The 24,465-nt window shown below is 74.8% G+C and carries 15 protein-coding genes and 2 pseudogenes; 10 read left to right on the plus strand and 7 right to left on the minus strand.

Annotated elements, in window-relative coordinates; all coding sequences use genetic code 11:
- Window positions 1–1,785 (minus strand): N-acetylglutaminylglutamine amidotransferase, encoded by a 1,785-nt coding sequence (locus tag MCAG_RS19425; protein ID WP_007074689.1) that lies wholly within the window; start codon window positions 1,783–1,785, stop codon window positions 1–3.
- Window positions 1,786–2,105: 320 nt separating this feature from the next.
- Between MCAG_RS19425 and MCAG_RS19430 the strand changes: the two genes are divergently transcribed.
- Window positions 2,106–3,773, plus strand: coding sequence for a PKD domain-containing protein (locus tag MCAG_RS19430; RefSeq protein ID WP_232290224.1), 1,668 nt, complete (start codon window positions 2,106–2,108; stop codon window positions 3,771–3,773).
- 45 nt (window positions 3,774–3,818) lie between these two features.
- Here MCAG_RS19430 and msrA read toward each other — a convergent pair whose 3' ends face one another.
- Both msrA and MCAG_RS19440 read right to left on the minus strand, forming a co-directional pair.
- A complete protein-coding gene (msrA, locus tag MCAG_RS19435; RefSeq protein ID WP_007074691.1) occupies window positions 3,819–4,478 on the minus strand; it encodes a peptide-methionine (S)-S-oxide reductase MsrA in 660 nt (219 codons plus the stop codon).
- A 99-nt stretch (window positions 4,479–4,577) separates the two neighbouring features.
- Window positions 4,578–4,991, minus strand: coding sequence for an HIT family protein (locus MCAG_RS19440; protein WP_007074692.1), 414 nt, complete (start codon window positions 4,989–4,991; stop codon window positions 4,578–4,580).
- 33 nt (window positions 4,992–5,024) lie between these two features.
- On the opposite strand from MCAG_RS19440, the gene MCAG_RS19445 reads away from it, so the two are divergent.
- From MCAG_RS19445 to ilvA, 3 genes and pseudogenes are all read left to right on the plus strand, one after another.
- A complete protein-coding gene (locus tag MCAG_RS19445) occupies window positions 5,025–6,167 on the plus strand; it encodes a cystathionine gamma-synthase (RefSeq protein ID WP_007074693.1) in 1,143 nt (380 codons plus the stop codon).
- Window positions 6,168–6,183: 16 nt separating this feature from the next.
- Window positions 6,184–7,594 (plus strand): annotated as a pseudogene (locus MCAG_RS19450) (amidase).
- Window positions 7,595–7,683: 89 nt separating this feature from the next.
- A complete protein-coding gene (gene ilvA / locus MCAG_RS19455) occupies window positions 7,684–8,904 on the plus strand; it encodes a threonine ammonia-lyase (protein ID WP_007074695.1) in 1,221 nt (406 codons plus the stop codon).
- 79 nt (window positions 8,905–8,983) lie between these two features.
- On the opposite strand, the gene greA is transcribed toward ilvA, so the two are convergent.
- Together greA and MCAG_RS19465 are read right to left on the minus strand one after the other, a co-directional pair.
- Window positions 8,984–9,484 (minus strand): transcription elongation factor GreA, encoded by a 501-nt coding sequence (gene greA / locus MCAG_RS19460; RefSeq protein ID WP_007074696.1) that lies wholly within the window; start codon window positions 9,482–9,484, stop codon window positions 8,984–8,986.
- A 140-nt stretch (window positions 9,485–9,624) separates the two neighbouring features.
- The gene (locus tag MCAG_RS19465) at window positions 9,625–10,059 is read right to left on the minus strand and encodes a DUF4307 domain-containing protein (RefSeq protein WP_007074697.1); all 435 of its coding nucleotides are present in this window, start codon (window positions 10,057–10,059) and stop codon (window positions 9,625–9,627) included.
- Window positions 10,060–10,239: 180 nt separating this feature from the next.
- Here MCAG_RS19465 and mca point away from each other — a divergent pair, with 180 nt between their 5' ends.
- The 3 genes from mca to MCAG_RS19480 all read left to right on the plus strand — a co-directional run bounded on the left by mca (window position 10,240) and on the right by MCAG_RS19480 (window position 14,217).
- Window positions 10,240–11,121 carry a mycothiol conjugate amidase Mca gene (gene mca / locus MCAG_RS19470; RefSeq protein ID WP_007074698.1) on the plus strand — a complete coding sequence of 294 codons (882 nt, stop codon included), beginning with the start codon at window positions 10,240–10,242 and terminating at the stop codon, window positions 11,119–11,121.
- A gap of 66 nt (window positions 11,122–11,187) precedes the next feature.
- A complete protein-coding gene (locus tag MCAG_RS19475) occupies window positions 11,188–11,505 on the plus strand; it encodes a hypothetical protein (RefSeq protein ID WP_007074699.1) in 318 nt (105 codons plus the stop codon).
- A gap of 249 nt (window positions 11,506–11,754) precedes the next feature.
- Window positions 11,755–14,217, plus strand: a complete 2,463-nt coding sequence (locus MCAG_RS19480; protein WP_369751373.1) for a putative bifunctional diguanylate cyclase/phosphodiesterase — start codon at window positions 11,755–11,757, stop codon at window positions 14,215–14,217.
- Window positions 14,218–14,268: 51 nt separating this feature from the next.
- Here the strand turns inward: MCAG_RS19480 and MCAG_RS19485 are convergent, their stop codons facing one another.
- On the minus strand, window positions 14,269–15,300 hold the full coding sequence (locus tag MCAG_RS19485) for a phosphatidylinositol-specific phospholipase C domain-containing protein (RefSeq protein ID WP_036374306.1): 1,032 nt from the start codon (window positions 15,298–15,300) through the stop codon (window positions 14,269–14,271).
- Between the two features lie 125 nt (window positions 15,301–15,425).
- Between MCAG_RS19485 and MCAG_RS19490 the strand changes: the two genes are divergently transcribed.
- From MCAG_RS19490 to purE, 3 genes are all read left to right on the plus strand, one after another.
- A complete protein-coding gene (locus tag MCAG_RS19490) occupies window positions 15,426–17,537 on the plus strand; it encodes a thioredoxin domain-containing protein (RefSeq protein ID WP_007074702.1) in 2,112 nt (703 codons plus the stop codon).
- 181 nt (window positions 17,538–17,718) lie between these two features.
- Window positions 17,719–18,882 carry a 5-(carboxyamino)imidazole ribonucleotide synthase gene (locus tag MCAG_RS19495; RefSeq protein ID WP_036374309.1) on the plus strand — a complete coding sequence of 388 codons (1,164 nt, stop codon included), beginning with the start codon at window positions 17,719–17,721 and terminating at the stop codon, window positions 18,880–18,882.
- Complete coding sequence (purE, locus tag MCAG_RS19500; RefSeq protein WP_007074704.1) at window positions 18,879–19,370, plus strand: 5-(carboxyamino)imidazole ribonucleotide mutase; 492 nt, start codon at window positions 18,879–18,881, stop codon at window positions 19,368–19,370. Before MCAG_RS19495 ends, purE begins: the two co-directional genes overlap by 4 nt.
- Before the next feature lie 3 nt (window positions 19,371–19,373).
- Here the strand turns inward: purE and MCAG_RS19505 are convergent.
- A pseudogene (locus MCAG_RS19505) lies at window positions 19,374–24,407 on the minus strand (SCO7613 C-terminal domain-containing membrane protein).
- Window positions 24,408–24,465 lie beyond the last annotated feature (58 nt).

Below are 24,465 nucleotides of genomic sequence, written 5' to 3' on the forward strand. Positions count from 1 at the left end.
TCAGTCGATTCCGTGGCTCTGGAGCCACATTTCCAGGAGTCCCAACTGCCACAGCTTGTTTCCGTTCAACGGGGTGAGTTCGGCGTTCGGGTCGGCCAACAGCGCGTCGACGTACTCGGTGCGGAACAGGTTGCGGCGGCGGGCCGCCGGCGCGTGCAGCGCGTCGCGTACCCGGTCGAGGAGCTTGCCCTCGAGGTGGGTGAGGCCCGGCACGGGGAAGTAGCCCTTCGGCCGGTCGATGACCTGGTGCGGCAGGACCCGGCGGCCGATCTCCTTCAGCACGCCCTTGCCGCCCTGGGCCAGTTTCAGCTCCGGCGGGCAGGTCGCGGCGAGCTCCACGAACTCGTGGTCGAGGAACGGCACCCGGGCCTCCAGCCCGTGCGCCATGGTCATGTTGTCGACCCGCTTCACCGGGTCGTCGGTCAGCATGATCTGGGTGTCGATGCGCAGGCCGGCGTCGACGGCGGTCTGCGCGCCGGGCAGGGCCAGGTGGGCGGCCACGAACTCCCGCGCCGGGTCGCCGTCGGCCAGCCACGCCGGGTCGAGGACCCGGGCCAGGCCGGCCGCGTCCCGGTCGAGGAAGGCCCTCGCGTACGTCTCGACGGCCCGTTCCCGGTCGACGCCGGCCAGCGGCGGGTACCAGTGGTAGCCGCCCAGGATCTCGTCCGCGCCCTGGCCGGACTGGACCACCTTGACGTGCTTCGACACCTCCTGGCTGAGCAGCCAGAACGCCACGCAGTCGTGGCTGACCATCGGCTCGCTCATCGCCGCCACCGCCGCCTCCAGCGGGGGCAGCAGGTCCCGGGCGGCCACCCGGATCTGGTGGTGGTCGGTGTCGAACGTCTTCGCCACCAGGTCGGAGTAGACGAACTCGTCGCCGGACCGGCCGCCGACGGCGTCGAAGCCGATGGAGAACGTGGACAGGCCGCGCTGCCCCTGCTCGGCGAGCAGGGCGACGACCAGGCTGGAGTCCAGCCCGCCGGAGAGCAGCACGCCGACCGGGACGTCGGCGACCATCCGGCGGCGCACCGCCGTGGTCAGCGACTCCAGCAGGGCGTCCTCCCAGTCGCGGGCGGACCAGCCGGACCGCTCCTCGCGCCGGGTGAACGCCGGGTCCCAGTAGACCCGCTCGCGGCAGGTGCCGTCCGCCTCGTACACCCGGACGGTGGCCGGCGGGAGCTTGGCGACCCCGCGCAGGATGGTGCGCGGCGGCGGCACGATGCTGTGGAAGCTCAGGTAGTGGGCCAGCGCCACGGGGTCGATGGCGGTGTCGATCCCGCCGCCGGCCAGCAGCGCCGGCAGCGTGCTGGCGAAGCGCACCACCCCCGGCGCCTCGGCCACGTACAGCGGCTTGATGCCGAGCCGGTCGCGGGCCAGCACGAGGCGGCCGGTGTCCCGCTCGCTGATCGCCACGGCGAACATCCCGACCAGGTGGTCGACGAAGTCGAGCCCCCACTCGGCGTACGCCTTGACGACCACCTCGCTGTCGCCGGAGGAGAAGAAGCGGTGCCCCCGGGCCTGAAGCTCCTCGCGCAGCTCCCGGTAGTTGTAGACGCAGCCGTTGAAGACGCCGGTCAGCCCTGACGCCGGGTCGACCAACGGCTGCCCGCTGGCCGCCGACAGGTCGATGATCTTCAGCCGGCGGTGGCCGAGCGCGGTCGCCCCCTGGGACCACACGCCGCCGTCGTCCGGGCCCCGGTCGCTCATCGTGGCCGCCATGCGTTCCACCGCCGCGACATCGGCCCGCGAGCCGTCACGGCGGAACTCCCCAGCCAGTCCGCACATGCCAGGCATGCTGCCAGAGGTGGTCGCGGTTCGCCTGCTGAGACGATGTCGCCCGGGTTACGTGCTTGCTAAGATGCGCGCCTGTCCGCCCCGGGCGCGCCGCCGCCGTGGGCGTTTCCGCCCGGACCCGGCAGGCTGCCCGCCTTGCCCGTTCGGCCGGGTGTGAGAAAGCCCGCACCGGTGCGGTGCTGCCACCCACCGTCGACCGTACCTGGCCGGACGGCCTCGTCCCTCCCGCCGCTGGCCACCCCGACTCCCCCGGACGGCGCATTCAGCGCCGAACACCCCCGTGCCAGGGTGAGGGCGGCCACGAGGAGGCGATGACCATGCGCGCGACACGACGACGGGGCGTGTGGACGGGACGAGGCGGGCGGACGCTGGGCCGGCTGGTGCTGGCGGCGGCGCTCGCGGCGGCCGGGGTGCTGGCCGAGGTCTCCCCGGCGCGGGCGGTCGCCACCCGGACCGTGGCCTTCTGGAGCATGGACGAGCCGGCCGGCGCCACCATGCTCACCGACAGCAGCGGCAACGGCCGGCACGGCAGTGTCGGCGCCGAGGTGGCGACCGGGACGCGCTACGACGGTGCCACCGCCCACCGCTTCGCCTACCACAACCCCGTCGACAGGGAGTACGTGCCGGGGCACGTGAACCTGGTGCCGGCGAGCAACGACTTCAACCCCGAGGCCGGGGACTTCTCGTTCTCGATCCGTTACCGGACCACGCGCTCCTTCGGCAACATCATGCAGAAGGGGCAGGGCGGCACGGCCGGCGGCTACTGGAAGTTCGAGGCGCCCGAGGGCAAGCCCCGGTGCATGTTCCGCGGCGGCGACGGGTCGACGCGCACCGGCTACACGGGCACGTCGATCGCCGACGGGCGGTGGCACACGGTGACCTGCAACCGCACCGCCACCTACGTCGAGATGTACGTCGACGGCGTCCGCACCAGCCGGCTCACCGGCCCCACCGGGACGATCGCCAACAACTGGCAGTTCTCCGTCGGCGGCAAGAGCTCCTGCGACGGGGTGAACGTCACCTGCGACTACTTCGCCGGGGACATCGACTGGATCAGGCTGGTCAAGGGCACCGGCGGCGCGGCCAACACCCCGCCGACGGCCGACCTCGCCGCGTCCTGCTCCGGGCTGGTGTGCACGTTCTCGGCCGCCGGCTCCACCGACGCCGACGGCGCGGTCCAGGACCACGCCTGGGACTTCGGCGACAGCGCGGGCGCCGGCACCGCCAGCGTGCCGACCACGACCCACACGTACGCGCAGGCCGGCACCTACCGGGTCGCGGTCACCGTCACCGACGACCGGGGCGCCACCGGCACCGCCACCCGGGACGTCACCGTCGCGCCGCTGCCGGAGCTGATCTCGTACGTCGGGCAGGCCACCGCCAACGCGAACGTCACCACCCACTCCGTCGCCGTGCCCGCCGGCGTCCAGCCGGGAGACACCCTGCTGCTGTTCCTCAGCCAGAACACCCACGCCGCCACCGGCGAGCCCACCGGCGTGACCGGCTGGACGCGGCTGGACCGCCTCGACGGGGGCTACGCCACCACCACGGCCTGGTGGAAGGTCGCCGCCGACGGCGATGCCGGGACGACCCTACGGGTCACCCTCGGCGCGCAGTCGAAGGGGAACCTCGTCGTCGCCGCGTACCGGGGCACGGATCCGGTCGCCCCGGTGGCCGCCCGCGCCACCGACCCGGCCAGCTCCGCCGTCCGGGTCACCCCGAGCGCCCCGGTCACCGCCGAGCGCGGCTGGGGCGTGTCGTACTGGCTGCACGGCGACGCGACGTCGACCGCGCTGACCCCGCCGCCCGGGGTGCAGGTGCGCAGCAACAGCTCGCAGTCCGGCGGCGGCCGGGTCACCGGGCTGCTCGCCGACTCGGGCGGCTCGGTGCCGACCGGCGCGTACGGCGGATTGAGCGCGACCGCTGCGGCGGCCAGCACCACCACGACCACCTGGACGGTCGTGCTCCGCCCGCGCTGACGCCGTGCGGGCCGGCGGCAGGTGCCGCCGGCCCCGGTGTCGCGGTCAGGCGGTGCGGGCCACGCCGACCGGGCAGCTCAGCCCGTTCGGCCCGTGGTTGCAGTACCCGTTCGGGTTCTTCGTCGGGGCGAGGTACTGCTGGTGGTAGTCCTCGGCGAAGTAGTAGTCGCCGAGCCGGTCGATCTCCGTGGTGATCTCACCCTTGCCGGCCCGCGCCACGATCGGCGCGAACGCGTCCCGGGACGCGGTGGCGGTGGCGAGCTGCTCGTCGGTGCTGGCGTAGATCGCCGACCGGTACTGGGTGCCCACGTCGTTGCCCTGGCGCATGCCCTGGGTCGGGTCGTGGTTCTCCCAGAAGACCTTCAGCAGGTCCTCGTAGCTGATCACCGTGGGGTCGTAGACGACCTGGACCACCTCGGTGTGCCCGGTCATGCCCGAGCAGACCTCCTCGTACGTCGGGTTCGGGGTGATCCCGCCCGCGTAGCCGACGGAGGTGGTGAGCACGCCGGGCAGGGTCCAGAACAGCCGCTCGGCACCCCAGAAACAGCCCATCCCGAAGACGGCGACCTGCGCGCCTGCCGGGAACGGCCCCTTCAGCGAGGAGCCGAGAACCTCGTGGCGGTCGCCGATCGGCATCGCGATCGGGCGGCCGGGCAGGGCCCGGTCGGGGGTGGGCAGCTCGGCGGACATGCGGCGAAGGAACACGGTGGAACTCCTCTCATACCTCTCCCCGCGTGCAACGCCGCCGGGCCCCGGTTCCTTACCCGCCCCGGCGTCGGTTACCCGGGTCGGGCCCGAAGGGCGTCAGGCCAGCGCCGCCGCCACCCGTTCGGCGTACGACCGGGCCTCGGCGTCGTCGGCGTAGCGGGTGCGGGGCCAGAAGAACCCGCGCAGGCCGTCGCCCTTCGTCCTCGGCACCACGTGGGTGTGCAGGTGCGGCACCGACTGGGACACCTTGTTGTTCACCGCCACGAACGTGCCGCCGGCCCCCAGGCCCGTCTCGACGGCCACGGAGAGCCGCTGGACCAGCCCGAAGTAGCCGGGCAGGTCGTCCGCCGGCAGGTCGGCCAGGGCGACCAGGTGGGCGCGCGGCACCACCAGCACGTGGCCCCGGAACACCGGCCGGGTGTCGAGGAACGCCACCCCCTGCGGGGTGTCGGCGACCCGGAACGCCGGAACGTCGCCGGCCACGATCGCGCAGAACACACACCCACCCATCCGTCGCAGGGTAGTCCCGCTAACGTCTCGGTAATGAACCACGGCTTCGAGACGCTCGCGATCCACGCCGGCCAGGACCCGGAGGCCCGCACCGGCGCGGTGATCCCACCGATCTACCAGACCAGCACCTACGCCCAGGACGCCGTCGGCGCTCCCCGGCAGGGCTACGAGTACAGCCGATCCGGCAACCCCACCCGCGACGCGCTCCAGGAGTGCCTCGCCGCGCTGGAGGGTGGCCCCGTCGGGCTGGCCTTCGCCAGCGGGCTGGCCGCCGAGGACACCCTGCTGCGTGCCGTCTGCAAGCCGGGTGACCATGTGGTGATCCCGGACGACGCGTACGGCGGCACGTACCGGCTGTTCGCGAAGGTCGCGCAGCGGTGGGGGCTGACGTACACGCCGGCGAAGGTCTCCGACGCCGACGCCGTGCACGCCGCGATCCGCCCCGGTGTCACGCGGATCGTGTGGCTGGAGACGCCGACGAACCCGCTGCTCGGCATCGCCGACATCGCCGCCCTGGCCGCCGTGGCCCACGACGCCGGCGCGCTGCTGGTGGTGGACAACACCTTCGCCTCGCCGTACCTGCAACAGCCGATCGCGCACGGCGCGGACGTGGTGGTGCACTCCACCACCAAGTACGTCGGCGGGCACTCCGACGTCGTCGGCGGTGCGCTGGTCGCCGCCGACCGGAGCCTCGGCGAGGAACTGCGCTACCACCAGAACGCGATGGGGGCGGTCAACGGCCCGTTCGACGCCTGGCTGACCCTGCGCGGCATCAAGACCCTCGGCGTACGGATGGACCGGCACTGCGACAACGCCGAGCGGATCGCCGCGTACCTGGACGGGCACCCCAGGGTCGGCCAGGTGATCTACCCGGGCCTGCCGTCGCACCCCGGACACGAGGTCGCCGCCAAGCAGATGCGCCGCTTCGGGGGCATGATCTCCTTCCGGGCTGCCGGCGGGGAGGAGCACGCCGTGCAGATCTGCAACCGGGCCAAGCTGTTCGTGCTCGCCGAGTCCCTCGGCGGGGTGGAATCCCTGATCGAGCACCCGGGCCGGATGACACACGCAAGTGCCGCCGGCTCGCCGCTTGAAGTTCCCGGCGATCTCGTGCGACTGTCTGTCGGCATCGAGACGGTCGACGACCTGCTCGCCGATCTGGAGCAGGCGCTGGGCTGACCGCTGGCGGGGGAGGGTGGCCGTGCAGGACATCATGCCGACCTGGGTGGGGGCGACCGCGAAACAGATCGCTCGCGGCGTACGCCGGGGTGACGTCTCCGCCACCCAGGTCGTGGCCGATCACCTCGACCACATCGCCCGGGCCGACGCCGATCTCGCCGCGTTCCGCACGGTGCGCGGCGGGGAGGCGATCACCGAGGCGGAGAAGGTCGACGAGCAGGAGGACCTGGCCAACCTGCCGCTGGCCGGGGTGCCGGTCGCGGTCAAGGAGAACACGGCCGTCGCCGGCCTGCCCACCTGGAACGGCTCGGCGGCGGTGCGCAGCGCCGTCGCCGAGGCCGACCACGAGGTGGTCCGGCGGCTGCGCGGCGCGGGTGCCGTGATCCTCGGGGTGACCCGGATGCCCGAGCTGGGCCTGTGGGCGCTCACCGACGACGCGAGCGCGGTCACCCGCAACCCGTGGGACCCCCGGCGCACCCCCGGCGGCTCGTCCGGCGGCGCGGCGGCGGCGGTGGCCGCCGGGCTGGTGCCGATGGCGCACGGCAACGACGGCCTCGGCTCGATCCGCATCCCGGCGGCGTGCTGCGGGCTGGTCGGGCTCAAGCCGGGCCGGGGTGTGGTGCCGCGCCAGCTCGGCGCCGACGACTGGTTCGGCCTCACCGAGCACGGCATGCTGACGTCCACGGTCGCCGACGCGGCCGTCGGCTTCCAGGTGCTCGCCGGCCGCCCGCAGGAGAAGCTGGTCCCGCCGCAGCGGCTGCGGGTCGGTGTCTCGCTGCGTTCCCCGGTGCGCGGCGTCGCGCCGGACGCGCCGAACCGGGACGCGGTCGCCGCCGCCGGCCGGCTGCTCGCCCGCCGCCGGTCACGACACCGTCCGCGCCGACCCGGTCTACCCGACCCGCCTCGGCCTGGCCGGCCTCGCCACCTGGTTCGCCGCTGCCGCCGCCGACGTGCGGGCCGCCGGGCTCGACCCGCGCGGCCTCCAGCGGCGCAGCCGCCGACACGTCGCGCTGGGCGAGTGGGCACAGCGCCGGGGGTACGTGCGCGAGTCCGACCGGGCCGCCTGGCGCGAGCGGTCCATCGGCTACTTCGCCGACCACTCGGTCGACCTGCTGCTCACCCCGGCCCTGGCCGGGCCGCCACCGGAGGCCGCCGGCTGGTCCGACCGGTCCTGGTCGGCGAACATGAGGGCCAGCATCCGGTACGCCCCGTACGCCGCCCCGTGGAACATCGCCGGCCTGCCCGCGATCGTGGTGCCCGTGGGTCGCCGCCCCGACGGGCTGCCGGTGGCGGTGCAACTCGTCGGCCCGCCCGGCTCGGAGCTGCTGCTGCTCGGTGTCGCCGGCCAGTTCGAGATGCAGGCCCCGTGGGCCCGGCACGCCCCCGGCTACCCCCAGGTCGGCACGGGGTCACCGGCCTCCGCCTGACCAACCAGCGCGGCGTTGTCAACCCGTAGCCGCAGGTAGCGGCCAGTGTCGCCGCCGGTGGCGGGACCGGTGGGTGGCACGATCGGGGTATGACGGAACTGGTCGGCCTCGCCGAGGTACGCGCCGCGCGGGAACTGCTCGCCGGAGTCACCCGCACCACCCCGCTGGAGCCCTCCCGCCCGCTGAGCGCCGCGCTCGGCGGGCCGGTCTGGCTCAAGTGCGAGAACGTGCAGCGCGCCGGCTCGTACAAGGTGCGCGGGGCGTACGTGCGGATCTCCCGGCTGTCGGCGGCGGAGCGCGACCGGGGGGTGGTGGCCGCGAGCGCCGGCAACCACGCCCAGGGGGTGGCGCTGGCGGCCGGGCTGGTCGGCACGCACGCCACCGTGTTCATGCCGGTGAACGCGCCGCTGCCGAAGGTCGCCGCCACCAAGGGGTACGGCGCGCAGGTCGAGTTGGCTGGCAGCACCGTCGACGAGTCGCTGGTGGCGGCGCAGTCCTTCGCCGAGCGGACCGGGGCGGTCCTCATCCACCCGTTCGACCATCCGGACGTGATCGCCGGGCAGGGCACCGTGGCGCTGGAGATCCTGGAACAGTGCCCGGACGTGAAGACGATCGTCGCCGGGGTCGGCGGGGGCGGCCTGATCTCCGGCATAGCGGTGGCGGCGAAGGCGCTGCGGCCCGACGTGCGGCTGGTCGGGGTGCAGGCGGCGGGCGCGGCGGCGTACCCGCCCTCGCTGGCGGCCGGCGAGCCGGTGCGGCTGTCGGCGTTCAGCACCATCGCCGACGGCATCGCGGTGGGCCGCCCGGGGGAGATCACCTTCAGCCACGTCCGCAAGCTCGTCGACGAGATCGTCACGGTCACCGAGGAGGACATCTCCCGGGCGCTGCTGATGCTGCTGGAGCGGGGCAAGCAGGTGGTCGAGCCGGCTGGCGCGGTGGGGGTGGCGGCGCTGCTGGCCGGTGCGGTGCGGGTCGAGACGCCGGTGGTGGCGGTGCTCTCCGGCGGCAACATCGACCCGCTGCTGATGCTGCGGGTGATCGAGCACGGGCTCGCGGCGGCCGGGCGCTACCTGCGGGTGACCGTGCGCTGCTCGGACCGCCCGGGTCAGCTCGCCTCGCTGCTCAGCGAGATCGCCGAGCACCGGGCGAACGTGGTCGACGTGGAGCACCAGCGGGCCAATCCGCACCTTCGGCTCGGCGAGGTGGAGGTGGCGCTGTCGGTGGAGACCCGCGGCGTCGAGCACTCCGACACGCTGATCAGCGCCCTGCGCGCCAGCGGCTACCAGGTGGTCTTCGCCGCCGACCGCTGAGGTGTGAGGAAGGGCCCCTTGTCAACGCGTTCCGTCGTACAGGGGGCCCTTGCTGACACGTTGGGGTCGGGCCGGTGGGTCAGCCGGTGAACGGCTCGAACCTGACCACCGTCACCTTGATGTCCGCGCCGCTCGGCGCGGTGTAGGTCACGGTCTGCCCGGGCCGGGTGCCCAGGATCGACTTGCCCAGCGCCGACTCGGGGCTGTAGACGGTCAGCTCCGTGGTGGAGGAGATCTCCCGCGAACCGAGCAGGAAGGTTTCGGTGTCGTCGGTGTCGTCGTCGAAGTAGATCGTGACGACCATGCCGGGGGAGACCGTGTCGGCGCTCGGTGCCTCGCCGACCTGGGCGGTGCGGAGCAGCTCCTTCAAGTAGAGGATCCGCCCCTCCTGCTTGCCCTGCTCCTCGCGGGCGGCGTGGTAGCCACCGTTCTCCCTGAGGTCGCCCTCCTCGCGCCGCGCGTTGATCTCGGCCGCGATAGCCGGCCGGTTGGCGATCAGCTCGTCGAGCTCAGCCTGGAGGCGGTCGTGAGCGTCCTGGGACAGCCAGGTGGCGGGCGCCTCGTTTCCGTTGTTGGACACAGGCGATCTCCTCGGTTGTGCGGACTGGCTGACGGGTGAACCACCAAGTTACCAGTGTGGTGCCCGTCCGGGTGCGTACGATCACCGCAGGTGCTGGCGACGGAACCTGCGGTGCGCGTGACGGATGCTGTTTCAGCAGCTCAGCCGGCTGGGCGGCAGCGCACCACCTCACCGATGAAAGGTCGGGCGGTGGTGGCCAGCCGGTGCCGGGCGGCGGCCTGGGACCCGCCCGGCCGGGCGGTCACGGTCACCTCCTCGCGGGCCACCTCGGCCCCGTCGTGCGAGCGGGCCCGCAGCACACAGGTCGCCGAGCCGCCCGCCGGCACCGTCACCCGGAAGTCGATCACCACCTGGGAGTCGGTGATGTCCGTGTACGTGATCACCTGGGCGTCGTAGTCGGGGTCGCCGTATTTGCCGTACATGCTGAACGCGGCCAGCCCGAGCGCCACCACCAGAGCGGCGGCGAGCAGCGCGACCAGTGCCGGCCGGCGCCGCGCCGGCTCGCGACGCCGGCCGTAGCGGCCCGGCGGGAACGCGGGCGCGCCGGAGGTGAGTGTGGCGTGCGTCTCGGTCACCGGCGGCTTTCTCCTGGCATTGTTGTCGGCCCCATCGGCAAGAATGGCAGAGTCCAATCTTCCCAGCCCGGCGTTGGCTTGTGGACAAGTCCCTCAGTCACCTTCGCTGAGGTAAGGATGACAGGTCGGCGGGCGACGCCGGCAGGCAGCGCCGGTGGGCACAGACGAGGAGCGCCGCAAGTGGCAGAGCAGCTGCGTCTCATGGCCGTCCACGCGCACCCCGACGACGAGTCGAGCAAGGGTGCCGCGACCATGGCCAAGTACGTCGCCGAGGGAGTCGACGTGCTGGTCGTGACATGTACTGGCGGTGAGCGCGGCAGCGTGCTCAACCCGAAGATGGACCGCCCGGACGTGTGGGCCAACATCGCCGAGATCCGCCGCGCGGAGATGGACGCCGCCCGCGCCATTCTCGGCGTCGAGCAGGCATGGCTGGGCTTCGTCGACTCCGGGCTGCCCGAGGGCGACCCGCTGCCGCCACTGCCCGAGGGGTGTTTCGCCCTCCAGGACGTCGAGGTCGCCGCCGGCCCGCTGGTCCGGTTGATCCGGCAGTTCCGCCCGCACGTGATCACCACGTACGACGAGGAGGGCGGCTACCCGCACCCCGACCACATCATGACCCACAAGATCAGCGTCGCCGCGTTCGACGCTGCCGGTGACCCGGAGCGGTACCCCGACCTCGGCGAGCCCTGGCAGCCGCTCAAGCTCTACTACGACGTGGGCTTCTCCAAGGGCAAGATCCTGGCGTTGCACGAGGGCATGCTCGCCGCGGGCCTCGCCTCGCCGTACGAGGAGTGGCTCAAGCGCTGGGACGACCGTCCCGACAAGGGCCCCCGGATCACCACCCGCGTCGAGTGCGCGGACTACTTCCCGGTCCGGGACGACGCGCTGCGCGCCCACGCCACCCAGATCGACCCGGACGGCTTCTGGTTCCATGTGCCGATGGAGCTCCAGCGGCAGGCCTGGCCGACGGAGGACTTCCAGCTCGCCCGCTCGGTGGTGGACAGCCCGCTGCCCGAGTCCGACCTCTTCGCCGGGGTCCGCGAGACGGCCCGTGCCTGCTGATCCGGCCGTGCCCGCTGGTCCGACGCCGGGCTACCCTGGGGTCCTGCCACGATCCGGAGGAACGCCATGCTGACCGCTGCCCAGGTGCTCGCGCAGAACAACTTCGGTGACACCCGCACGGGTGGCCTGGCCGGTCCGATGGGCCTCTTCCTCATCGTGCTGCTGGCCACCGCCACCGTGCTCCTCATTCGCAACATGAACTCCCGGCTGCGCCGGCTCCCCGACCACTTCCCCGCGCCCGGCGAGCGCGCCGTTCCGGGCGGGGCGGGGGTAGCCGACGCGGGCCGGGCGGAGGCCACAGTCGTCGATCCGACAGACGGGACCCTGGGGCAGGACTCACGATCGACCACGCCCAAGGGCCCTGAGCAGCACGGGAACGGGTAATCGGGGCGTGATTCACGCTGAAGCCGGTCGTCGCCCCCTGTTGCGCTCCCCGGCTTTGGCTTAGCCTTCCGCCGGGGGGGCCAAAAGTCCCCAGGCCGCGCGCGGGAGGGGGGCACCGATGACCGGGTCAGCGACGGCTGCCCGTTGTGCGGTGCGGCGACCAGCGGACGGGGGAGGTCGGTGACCTCCGTCGAGGCCGGCGATCCGCTCGATCGGTCGGCGTCGCGTGGCACTCCGCACCGGGTCCTCGTGCTGACCGTCGCCGTGGCGCTGACCGCGCTCGTGGCCGCCGTGATCGGCCTCACCCTCCCCACCCACCTGCCGCCCGACGACCCGCTCCCGGCGCTCGCCCGGTTCGGCATCGGCGTCGCCGTCGTCGCGGTCGCCCAGCTGGCCCGGCTGCGGTTCCGCACCGCCTCCGGAATGGTCAGCACCACCTGGGGCGAGGCGGCCCTAGTCGTCTGCCTGCACCTGGTCCCCGCCGGGTGGCTTCCGGCCGCCACGCTGGTCGGCGCCGGGGCGGCCTGGGCGCTGCTCTCCCTGGCCGCCGACCGCCAGCCGCCGCTGGAGACCGTCCGCATCGCGGCCTCGCTGAGCGCCGCCACCGCCCTCGCCGTCGCGGTCACCACCGCGCTCGGCGCCCCGCTGCTCGCGACCCCCACTCCGGAGCTGGCGCTGGCGCTGGCCGCCGGCTCGGTGACGTACCTGCTCGCCACCGCCTGGCTGGGTGGGATCGCCGTCGCGCTGCGGCACGGCGTGCCGATGCGCCCGCCGCTGCTCGCCGCGCTCCGCGGGAAGCTGCTCATGTTCGTCGGGAACGTGGCCGTCGGCCTGTCCGCCGTGGCGCTGCTGGAACTCGACGCCCGCTGGCTGTTGGCGCTCCCGCCCGTGCTCTGGCTGCTCCAGCAGACCTACCGGCACCGGCTCCAGGCCGATCAGGAGCGGCGCACCTGGCGGGCCTTCGCCGAGGCCACCGCCGCGCTCAACCAGCTCGACGAGCGGGGCGTCGCCACCGCGGCGGTCACCGGCGCGCTGAGCCTCTTCGGCGCCGAGGCGGTCGACGTGGACGTGGCGCGGGGCGACGGCCGGTGGCGGCGCTACCGGGGCGACAGCGGTGGCCAGGTGATCGACCGGGAGACCGACCCGCCCACCGGTTCCGCCGCCGGCCCGCACGAGCTGGTCCGGCCGCTGGCCGTCGGGTCCACCCGGGTCGGGGAGCTGCGCGTCCGTTTCCCCCGCTCGGCACCACCCAACGCCCGCGAGCAGGACGCCGTGGCCGCGTTCTCCGACGCCCTCGCCGCCGCCCTGCACGACGCCGCCACCCACCGCGAGCTGCGCCTGGTCACCGCCCGTTCCTCGTACGAGGCGGTGCACGACCCGCTGACCGGCCTGCTCAACCGGGCCGCCATGCTCGGCAAGGGCGACCAGGCGCTGCGGCAACGCGCGCACGACCACCCCGTCGCCCTGCTGCTGCTCGACATCGACCAGTTCAAGGAGGTCAACGATACCCTCGGCCACGCCGCCGGCGACCAGCTACTGCGGCTGACCGCCAACCGGCTCGGCGCGCTGACCCGCTCCGGGGACCTGCTCGGCCGCCTCGGCGGCGACGAGTTCGCCCTGCTGCTGACGTCGGTCCCGGTGATCGGTGGCCGGACCGCCCCCATGGCGTACGCGCTGCGTCAGGCCCGGGAGATCGCCGAGCGGCTCGCCGCGCCCACCGAGGTCGCCGGGGTACGGATGTCCGTCGAGGTCTCCGTCGGGGTGGTGGTGGCCGACGCCGGCACCGCCGACCTGACGGAGCTGCTGCGCCGGGCCGACATCGCGATGTACCAGGCGAAGGAGGGCGGCGGCAACGTCGCCGCGTACGACAGCTCCAAGGACGCCGCGAGCACCGATCAGCTCGCGCTGCTCGCGGAGCTGCGGGAGGCCCTCGCCGCCGACGACCAGCTGGTGCTGGCCCTCCAGCCGGCGGTGGACCTCGCCACCGGTGCGCCGACCGGGGTGGAGGCGCTGATCCGCTGGCGGCACCCGCGCCGGGGCTGGCTCGGCCCCGGCGACTTCATCCGCCCGGTGGAGAACAGCGAACAGCTCGGCACCTTCACCCGGTACGTGCTGGACAAGGCGCTCACCGTGGCCGCCGAGTGGGCCCGTGCGGGCCTGGACGTGCCGATCTCGGTGAACCTCTCCGCCCGCAGCCTGCTCGACCCCCGGCTGCCGGCCGAGATCGGCGAGGCGCTGCGCCGCCACCAGGTGCCCCCGCACCGGCTGGTGCTGGAGATCACCGAGACGGTGGTGATGAGCGAGCTGGAGGTCATCGACGAGGTGCTGGCCACCCTGCGGTCGATGGGCGTGCAACTCGCCGTGGACGACTTCGGCACCGGTTTCTCGTCGCTGGCGTTCGTCACCCGGATCGCCGTGGACGAACTGAAGGTCGACCGGTCGTTCGTGATCCGGATGGCGGACTCGCCGGAGGCGGCGGCGATCGTCCGGGCGACCGTCGGGCTCGCCCACGAGTTGGGCCTGCGGGTGGTCGCCGAGGGCGTGGAGACCGCCGAGCAACGGCTCGCCCTGGCGGAGCTGGGCTGCACGTCCGCCCAGGGATACCACTTCTTCAAGCCGATGCCGGCCGACAAGATCGGCGCGGTGCTCGGGTCGCTGCTGGACACGTCCAAGGCCAACGTCGTACCGCTGCGCGCCGACGGCGCTTCCTGACCAGGGCAGCGACCAGCCCCGGGCTCAGCGGGCGCGGGGCTGGTCGGCCGGTCAGCCGCGCGGGAGGACGTCGTCCACGACGCCCGGCAGCGCCGCCCAGTCCGCCGAGGCGATGCTTGCGTGCCTACGCGCCAGCTCCGCCACCCGGGCCGCCGCCGCGTCGGGGTCGGTGTCGCCCACCGCCGGGGGGACGTTCTGCGCGCCGGTCATCACCAGCAGGTAGTGGTTGGTGTCGTACCAGGCGGTGTCGATGCCGCCGGTGACGTACGTCGACGCGTCGCCGTCGAAGACCACGAACCACGGGCGCAGGGCGGCGTCGGCGTACCGGGTGCGGGGGTCGCCGGCCTGGGCGCGGTGTACGGCCGGGAACGCCTGCGCCGAGCCCAGCGTGCCGGCGGCGGCGAGCGCGGCGAGGTGCTGGGCGTACTCGATGTCGGTCCACAGCTTGTCGGTGGGGTTGCCCTCCTCGACGGTGCCGGGGATCAGGTGCACGATCACCTGGCCGGTGAGCTGCTGGCGGGTGGGCCAGTTGTCGGCGCGGGCGGCGGCGTCCAATGTGGCGTACCCGCCCTTGAGGTCGGCGGGGCGGAACACGGCCGACCCGAGCCGGGCGGCGAGCAGCGCGTCGAGCTGCGCCGGCCCCTGCCCGGTGCGGGCGCTGAAGCCGGTCTTCAGCTCCAGCTTCAGGTGCAGCGGGCCGGCGTCGGGGTGGGCGGCCAGCCAGAGCCGGATGTCGTCGAGGCAGTGTTCGAGGTTCTTGTTGCGGGTGCCGGTGTAGAGCTGGCTGGCGCTGGTCGCGGCGACGCAGTTGTTGTTGTTGCCGAGTGGGTTGGAGTGGCTGACCCGCCACTGGTTGGCGACGACGTCGGGCCAGACGTCCAGCTCGATCATCCCGGGCCGGGCGTCGAGGGCCTGGGCCAGGTAGGTGTACGTCTCCTTGTCGTACGCGTTGTGGGTGCCGACGGCGGTGGTCGCCGAGACGCGGGCCGCCGGGTCGACGGCGGCTCCGGCGGGGCCGGCGGCGGCCAGCGCCGCGACCACCGCGACGCAGGTGAGCGCGGACAGGGGACGGGATCGGCGCATGCGTGCCTCCTCGGCGGGCCGGCGACCGTCGCCGGGCATGCACCGATATAAATACGTGAACGTGAATGGCGGAAGACCTGCGGGCAGCCGGCGCGGGACCCCTGCGCGGTGGATATGGTCGACGGGTGAACCGACTCGCGAGCGCCACCAGCCCGTACCTGCTCCAGCACGCCGACAACCCGGTGGACTGGTGGCCGTGGTGCGACGAGGCGTTCGCCGAGGCCAGGCGGCGCGACGTGCCGGTGCTCGTCTCCGTCGGCTACGCGGCCTGCCACTGGTGTCACGTCATGGCGCACGAGTCGTTCGAGGACGCGGGCGTCGGGAAGCTGCTCAACGACGGCTTCGTGGCAATCAAGGTGGACCGCGAGGAGCGGCCCGACGTCGACGCCGTCTACATGACCGCCACCCAGGCGATGACCGGGCAGGGCGGCTGGCCGATGACGGTCTTCGCCACCCCGGACGGCACCCCGTTCTTCTGCGGGACCTACTTCCCGAAGCCGAACTTCGTCCGGCTGCTGGAGTCCGTCGGCACCGCCTGGCGGGAGCAGCGCGAGGCCGTGCTGCGGCAGGGCTCCGCCGTGGTCGAGGCGATCGGCGGCGCGCAGGCCGTCGGTGGCCCGACCGCCCCGTTCACCGCCGAGTTGCTCGACGCCGCCGCCGCCCGGCTCGCCCGCGAGTACGACCGCGACAACGGGGGCTTCGGCGGGGCCCCGAAGTTCCCGCCGCACCTGAACCTGCTCTTCCTGCTGCGTCACCACCAGCGCACCGGCTCCGCCGAGAGCCTGGAGATCGCCCGGCACACCGCCGAGGCGATGGCCCGGGGCGGCATCCACGACCAGCTCGCCGGCGGCTTCGCCCGGTACTCGGTGGACGCGCACTGGACCGTGCCGCACTTCGAGAAGATGCTCTACGACAACGCCCTGCTGCTGCGGGTCTACACCCACCTGTGGCGGCTCACCGGCGACCCGCTCGCCCGGCGCGTCGCCCGCGACACCGCCCGCTTCCTCGCCGACGAGCTGCACCGGCCGGGCGAGGGCTTCGCCTCCGCGCTGGACGCCGACACCGAGGGCGTCGAGGGGCTCACCTACGCCTGGACCCCGGCCCAACTCGTCGAGGTGCTGGGGGAGTCCGACGGCCGCTGGGCCGCCGACCTGTTCGCGGTCACCCCATCAGGCACCTTCGCCCCTCATTCCGCCTCCGCGCCGCAAGGCGGCACTCCGGACCGAAGGAAGGGCGTCGAGCACGGCACGAGCGTGCTGCGGCTGGCCCGGGACGTCGACGACGCCGACCCGGCGATCCGGGGGCGCTGGCGGGACGTCGTCGGGCGGCTCCTCGCGGCCCGGGACACCCGCCCCCAACCGGCCCGCGACGACAAGGTGGTGGCCGCCTGGAACGGCCTGGCGATCACCGCGCTCGCCGAGTTCGTCCGCCTGGTCGAGGCGGTCGGGACCGGCGACGAGCAGGCCGACGCCAACCTGCTGGAGGGCGTCACGATCGTCGCCGACGGCGCGCTGCGGGACGCCGCCGAACACCTGGCCGCCGTGCACCTCGTCGACGGCCGGCTGCGTCGGGTCTCCCGCGACCGTGTGGTCGGCGAGCCGGCCGGCGTGCTGGAGGACTACGGCTGCGTGGCCGAGGCGTTCTGCGCCATGCACCAGCTCACCGGCGAGGGGCGCTGGCTGGAGCTGGCCGGCGACCTGCTGGACACCGCCCTGGCCAGGTTCGCCGCCCCCGGCGGCGGGTTCTACGACACCGCCGACGACGCCGAGCGGCTCGTCACCCGGCCGGCCGACCCGACCGACAACGCCACCCCGTCGGGCCGGTCCGCGATCGTCGCCGCCCTGGTGACGTACGCGGCGCTGAGCGGCCAGCCCCGGTACCGGGAGGTTGCCGAGGCCGCCCTCGCCACCGTCGCGCCGATCGTCGCCCGGCACGCCCGGTTCACCGGGTACGCGGCGACCGCCGGCGAGGCGCTGCTCTCCGGCCCGTACGAGATCGCCGTGGTGACCGACGATCCGGCCGGCGACCCGCTCGTCGCCGCCGCGTACCGGCACGCCCCGCCCGGCGCGGTGCTGGTCGCGGGCCGCCCCGACCAGCCGGGCGTGCCGCTGCTCGCCGACCGGCCGATGCTCGACGGCCGACCCACCGCGTACGTCTGCCGGGGGTTCGTCTGCCAGCGCCCGGTCACCACCGTCGAAGACCTCCTCGCCCAGCTGGAAGGAAGGGCCCCCTGTTGACGCATTCGGTATAGCGGGGTACCCCTTTTACCCACACCCGCGCCCCGCGCGGTCCCGGCCGCCGCGCGCTGACGGCCCGCCGTGCTCCGTCGGCGCGGGTCCGCAGCCGACCACCCGGCCGGTGGGCGGTGCCGACCTCCGGGCGGGGCGAGGTCGGGCCGCCGCTAGGCTGGCCCGCGAGATGGATACCCGAACCGGTCTGCCTGTTGTCGGCATGGTGGGGGGCGGCCAACTGGCCCGGATGACCCACCAGGCCGCGATCGCCCTCGGTCAGTCGCTACGCGTGCTCGCGCAGGCCCCGGACGACGGCGCGGCCCTGGTCGCCGCCGACGTCCAGTACGGCGACCACACCGACCTCGCCGCGCTGCGCGCCTTCGCGAAGGGGTGTGACGTGGTCACCTTTGACCACGAGCACGTGCCGACGGCGCACGTTCGCGCCCTCGCCGCCGAGGGGGTGAAGATCTTCCCGCCCGCCGACGCCCTGCTGCATGCCCAGGACAAGCGGGTCATGCGGGAGCGGCTCGGCGAGCTGGGCGCGCCCAACCCGGCGTGGCGGCCGGTCGCCGAGCCGGCCGACCTGGTCGCCTTCGGCGACGCGCAGGGCTGGCCGGTGGTGCTGAAGGCCGCCCGGGGCGGATACGACGGCCGGGGTGTCTGGCCGGTCGACGACGCCGCGCAGGCCGCCGAGCTGGCCGCCACCCTGCTCGCCGGCGGCACCCGGCTGATCGTCGAGGAGCGGGTCGCGCTGCGTCGCGAGCTCGCGGTGCAGGTGGCCCGCTCGCCGTTCGGGCAGGTCGCCGCGTACCCGGTGGTGGAGACGGTGCAGGTCGGCGGGATCTGCGTCGAGGTGCTCGCCCCCGTCCCCGGCCTGCCCGAGGCGCTGGCCGTCGCAGCCCAGCAGCTCGCCATCGACCTGGCCACCGCGCTCGGCGTGGTCGGTCTGCTCGCCGTGGAGCTGTTCGAGACGCCGGCCGGGCTGGTGGTCAACGAGCTGGCCATGCGTCCGCACAACTCCGGACACTGGACGATCGAGGGGGCCCGCACGTCGCAGTTCGAGCAGCACCTGCGCGCCGTGCTCGACTACCCGATGGGGGACACCTCGCTCACCGCCCCGGCCGTGGTGATGGCGAACGTGCTCGGCGGGGAACCGGGCGGGATCTCCATCGACGAGCGGCTGCACCACCTCTTCGCCGCCGAGCCCGGCGCGAAGGTCCACCTCTACGGCAAGCAGGTGCGCCCCGGCCGCAAGATCGGGCACGTCACGGTGCTCGGCGACGACCTGGCCGACGTACGGGCGCGGGCCGCGCGGGCCGCACACTGGCTGACGAAAGGCGCACCGGCATGACCACCGTCGGGTTGATCATGGGCAGTGACTCGGACTGGCCGACCATGAAGGCCGCCGGCGAGGCCCTCGCGGAGTTCGGGATCGGCTACGAGGTGGGCGTCGTCTCCGCCCACCGCACCCCCGGCAAGATGATCGAGTACGGTCGCACCGCCGCCGACCGGGGTCTCAAGGTGATCATCGCCGGGGCCGGCGGGGCGGCCCACCTGCCCGGCATGGTCGCCTCGGTCACCCCGTTGCCGGTGATCGGCGTGCCGGTGCCGCTGAAGCACCTCGACGGGATGGACTCCCTGCTGTCCATCGTGCAGATGCCGGCCGGCGTCCCGGTGGCCACCGTGTCCATCGGCAACGCCCGCAACGCCGGGCTGCTCGCCGTCCGCATCCTCGCCGCCGCCGACGAGGACCTGCGGGCGCGCATGGTGGCGTACCAGGAGGGCCTGGAGAAGCTGGTCGCCGAGAAGGAAGCCGCCCTCCACGCCACCCTGACCTGACCGTCACCGCATTCCGCGCAGGGCGGTCTGGAGGCGGTCCTGCGCGCGGCGGCGGCGCTCGTTGCTCGCACCCAGGACCAGCAGCACCAGCCCCACCGGGATCAGCACCAACCAGGGGCCCAGGCTGAACAGCGCGTGCACCGCCGCGATCGCGGTGACCGCCGCCCCGACGATCACCGGGGCCTGCTGCTGGCTGGTGGTGCCGAAGATCAGCACCGCCACCGCGCCGAGCAGCAGCAGCACCTGCCGCAGCATGCTGGAGTCGGTGGCCAGCACGATCGCCAGGGTCGGCACGAACGCGGCCACCAGCGCCGGCCCGTACGCCACCCAGCTCGACATGTCTGGCCGGTGCCGCAGCTCCAGCACCCCGACCAGCAGGGCCAGCACGGCGAACGGCAGCGTGTACGCCTCCGGCAGCGCCACGTCGGCGACCCGCATCAGGATCCACCAGGCGACGATCTCGCAGAACACCACCGCCCAGAACAGGATCCGCCGCTCGACCGGGCGGCGGTTCGGGCGGGCCGCCGCCACCCCGAGCACGGCGCCCCAGGCGGCCAGCAGCGCGGCGATGTGCCGGGGCGAGTCGAAGGCCAGCGCCAGGGCGATCAGGGCGGCGGCGTATCCGCTCCACTCCACCGTGGCCGCCTCGCGCTGCGCCTCCGGCCGGCGCAGCCGGGGCAGCGTCGCGGCGAACACCTGTAGGGCCGCCCCGACGGCCAGCACCCCGAACGCGGACCAGACCGCGGCCAGGCCCGCCACCAGCCCGACGACCAGCACGAACAACTGCGCCATCAGCGAGGCGAACAGCCAGCCCAGGATGCGGGCCCGCTGAGTGGTGCCGTACAGGGCGGCGACGATGCCCACGCCGACCGCCCCGCCCAGGGTGAACAGGGTCAACCCCCGGGTGGCCAGGCTGCCCAGCAGCCCGGCGCCGCCCCCGGCCAGGCCGATCACGAAGACCAGCACCCGGGCGGTGCGCAGCGACCGGGCCCGCTCCGCCGCCGGCGGGGGCGGGCTGAGCGCCAGCCCCAGCATCGAGATGGTGAACACCGACAGCGCGGCCAGCACGCTCACCGGCCAGCCGTGGCCCAGGGCGGTCGGCGCGATCAGCAGGGTCACCGCCGCGCCGGGCAGCACCACCGGCACGGCCCGGGACCGCTGTCCGCCGCTGAACCCGACGGCGGCCAGCGCGGCGGTCAGCGTCAGCAGCAGCGCGGTCAGCACGTGCGTCGGGTCGACCGCGCCCGCCGGCGGCGTGAGCAGCTCGGGCGGCGGCCCCTGCCACACCCGCCCCAACGCCCGGTACGGCTCGACCAGCGCCACCTCCAGCGCGGGCGCGAGTGAGGCGACGGCCAGCGCGACGGGCAGTGCCGCGGCGGCCAGCGCCCCGGCCGCCGGACTGACCCGCCAGCGCACCGCCGTCCCGTCGTCGTCGGGGGCCCGGCGCAGCGCGCCGTCGAGCAGCACCGTCCAGCGCCGGACCGGCTGCGCCGAGCCGGCCGGCGGCACGGTGGCGGCGCGGACCAGCTCGGCGAGCACCCCGAGCAGCGCGCCGGCCGCCGCGTACACGCCGGAGGGGAGGCCGGCCACGATGGCGGCGACCGCGCTGATCGTCGCGCCGCCGACGATGGCCGCGCTGGCGTACGGGAGGAACTGCGGGACCTGCCGGCGGACCGTGGCGACGGCGGCCAGGCCCAGGCTCGACGCGGCCAGCGCGGCCATCAGCACCACCTCGGGCGACCGGCCGAACTCGGCGGCCAGGGCGGCCACCGCGCCGGGGAGCGCGAGCAGCGCGGCCCCCGTCGCAACCCCACCGACCTGCACCAGGTGCGGCGGCATCCCGTCGGTCTCGACGTCGTCCACCAGCGGGGCGGCGAACACCCGGGACAGGACCGCCACGACGACGCCGATGAGCGCGATTCCGCCCAGCGCCAGCGCGGTCGTCCACGGCCGGACCAACCCGGCACCGGCGGCGTGCAGGGCGACCGCCCCGGCCACGGTCACCCGGGACACCCCGGCGCGCGGGTCGAGCGAGGCGGCGGCGGCCGCCCCGAAGACCGTGGCGACCGCGAGGCCGACCAGCACCGGGGACCACCAGGGCAGGTCGAGGGCGGCCGGAATGCCGATGGTGGCCAGGACGGCGGCGGCGCCCGAGACGTCGTACTTCCAGGGGGTCGGCAGCAGCACCCCGGCGGCGACGCCGAGCAGGACCAGGGCGACCGGGGCCTGCCAGGTGGCCCCGCCGGTCGGCGCGGCCGGCCAGCCGGACAGGTCGCCCGCCCAGATCGGGCCGGGGGTGGCCAGCACGCCCCAGCCGCCGCGCAGCGCGCTCCAGCCGGCGATCAGCCCGATCAGGGTGCCGCCGATGGCGAGGCCGAGGATCGGCCCGCGCCGCCACTGCTCGGGCATCGCCCGTGCCGCCGCCGCGATCACCGCCACCAGCGCGGCGGCCACCACGAGCTGGCCGCCCGGCGTGAGCACCGCCGCGACCCGGACCAGGGTCGCGATCAGCGCCGTGGTGACCGCGGCCGCGGCCAGGTCGGAGCCGTCCAGCGCCAGGTCCGCACGCCGCCCCGCGTCGATCGACGGGGCGAGGAAGACCAGCACGCCCGCCACGAGCAGCAGCGCACCGACCCAGGCGTCGGCGGCGGTGGCCCCCGGCGCGCCGAACGCGGCGGCCGTCACCGCCAGCGCCCCGAGCCCGGTGCCCACCGCCAGCGGCATGGGGATGCGCCGCTCGGAGACCTGCACGAGGGCGGCGTGGCCGAGGGTGACGCAGACCGCGAGGAAGCTCGCCGCCAACACCGGCACGGTGGCCTCGCGCAGGCTCGCCGGGGTCGGCGTCGGGTCGGTCGGTACGGTCGCGGCGACGAAAGCGGCGACCGTGCCCGGCAGCGCGAACGCCGCCCCACCGGCGGCCCACGTGGTGACGACGTCCGCGGCGGCGGGGATCATCCGGAGCCGGGGCACCACCGCGACCAGCGCACCGGCCACGAAGAGGACGAGCAGCACGGCGGCGGTCAGCGCGGGCCGCGCCAGCCCGGCGCCCGCGCCGAGCAGACCGACCACGGCGGCGGCGACCGCGTGCACCGTGGCGGCCCGGGTCGTCGTGGCGGTGAGGCCGACCACGCCGATGCCGATCGCCGCGAGCACCATCGGCCACGGCGCCGCCGTCCAGCCCAGGCCGAACGACGCGGGGACGGCGAGCGCGGTCAGCGCCGCCCCGACCACCGCGAACTCGCGGCGGATCTGCGGGGGCAGCGCCAGCACCGCGGCGACGGTGAGCAGGAAGGCGCTGGCGGCGAGCTGCCAGGCCGCCGGCCCGACGGAGGCGGCCAGCTCGGCGGCGTACCGGTCGAGGTCCGCCGCCCAGGTCGGGGTGGCCGCCCGGGCCGGGGCCAGCCCGGCGCGCAGTGCGCCGCCGGCGACCACCAGGCCGCTGACGGTGAGCGCCGCCGCCGAGGCGAGCTGCGGCCCGCGCCGCGCGGCCTCCGGTACGGCCCGCACCGCCAGCCCGGTGAGCGTGATGACGGCGGCGATGAGCAGCAGGGCCCGGCCGGGGAAGGCCACCGAGGCGACCCGGCCCAGCGCGCCGATCACCGCGAGGGTGAGGACGGCGGCGGCCACGTCCGGCAGCGGCGGCCGGCGCAGCACCAGCGCGCCGCCCAGCCCCACCAGCGCGGCCAGCAGCAGCACCACGCCCGCCCCGGCCGCCGTCGGCACCGTGCCGGCGCGCAGCAGCGCGGTCACCGCGTACGCCAGCGCCAGCGCCACCGCCGCGCCGTGCATCAGCCAGGTCAGCTCGCGCAACGCCGGCACCGGGCGGGTCGTCGTGGCGGCCGGCGTGCCGCCGGTCGCGTCCAGCACCTCGCCGGACTCCTCCGGGTCGCCCTCCGGCCGTCCCTCCCCACCGCCTCGCCGGCTCCCGGCGAGCCGGCCGCCCTGGGCGGATCGCCCGCCCCCGGGCAGGTCGCCCTCGGCGGGCAGGTCGCCCTCGGCGGGCAGACCGTCATCGGTAGGCCGGCCGTCCTCGGTGGGCCGGCGGGGCGGCGGGGCGGACGGGGGGAACGTTCCGCCCGGTAGGTCCTGTCGGGCCGGCCGTTCCACCGTGACCGGTGAGCGGGCCAGCCAGAGGTCGATCACCGCGACCACGGTCAGCACCACCGCCCAGCCTGCCGGCCCGGACACCCGGTCGTACGCCAGCAGCGGCAACACCGGCTGCGCGGCCAGCACGGTGGCGAAGCGGGGCGCGCGCAGCCCCGTGAGGAGGGCGTAGCCGAACCCGACGGCGGCGGTGACCGCGAAGATCACCCCGGCGAAGAGCGCCCCGGACGCGCCCCCGCCGCCGATCAGGTTCACCGTCCACAGCGCGTATCCGGCGAGGGGCACCAGCAGCAGGCCGACGGCGGAGATCGTCTCGGCCGTCGAGGTGAGCCCGCGCCGGGCGAGCACCGGCGGGGCGAGCAGCAGCAACACCGTGGCGACGAGCAGGATGCCCAGCCGGGACAGGGCGTCCATCGAGCTGGTGGCCACCGCGGCGAAGACCACCGCGGCCACGGCGAGCAGCAGCGCGCCGAGCCCGAGGGGGATGTTCTGCACCTCCCGGGACGAGGCCTCCGGCGGGTGCTCGGGGTTGTCGGCGTCCAGCCAGCGGGCCGCCGACGGAGGTGGCGGCCTATCCTCCGGCCCGGGAGGCGCGGCACCCTGCCGGGGCACCCGGGGCGGCGCCCCGGTGGTCGCTTCTCTGCGGTCGGCGGCCGGGCCGGCGGCGCAACACCCGCCGGGGGCGGGTGGCCTGCTTGAGCCGTTCCTCGCCGGCGTGCGCCAGGATGTCCCGCGGGAAGACGCGGCCTGCATCTTGGCGGCGATCTGCCGCTGCTCAGCGGCGATGGCCGCCTCGCGGGCCTTCATCTCCGCGATCGAGCGCTCGACCTCCGCCAGGTGCCCCGCCCACTGGGGCTGGTGCGCGCCGCAGTGCGGGCACTGGGCGGCCGGCTTGATCTCCCGGCTGCACGAGGAGCACTGAAAGGTCTGCACGACACCCCTCCACCCGGCTGGCCCGCACTGTGGACTACCACTGTCGCAGCATGCCCTG

This window comes from Micromonospora sp. ATCC 39149 (genome assembly GCF_000158815.1).
In the GTDB taxonomy this organism is placed as follows: domain Bacteria; phylum Actinomycetota; class Actinomycetes; order Mycobacteriales; family Micromonosporaceae; genus Micromonospora.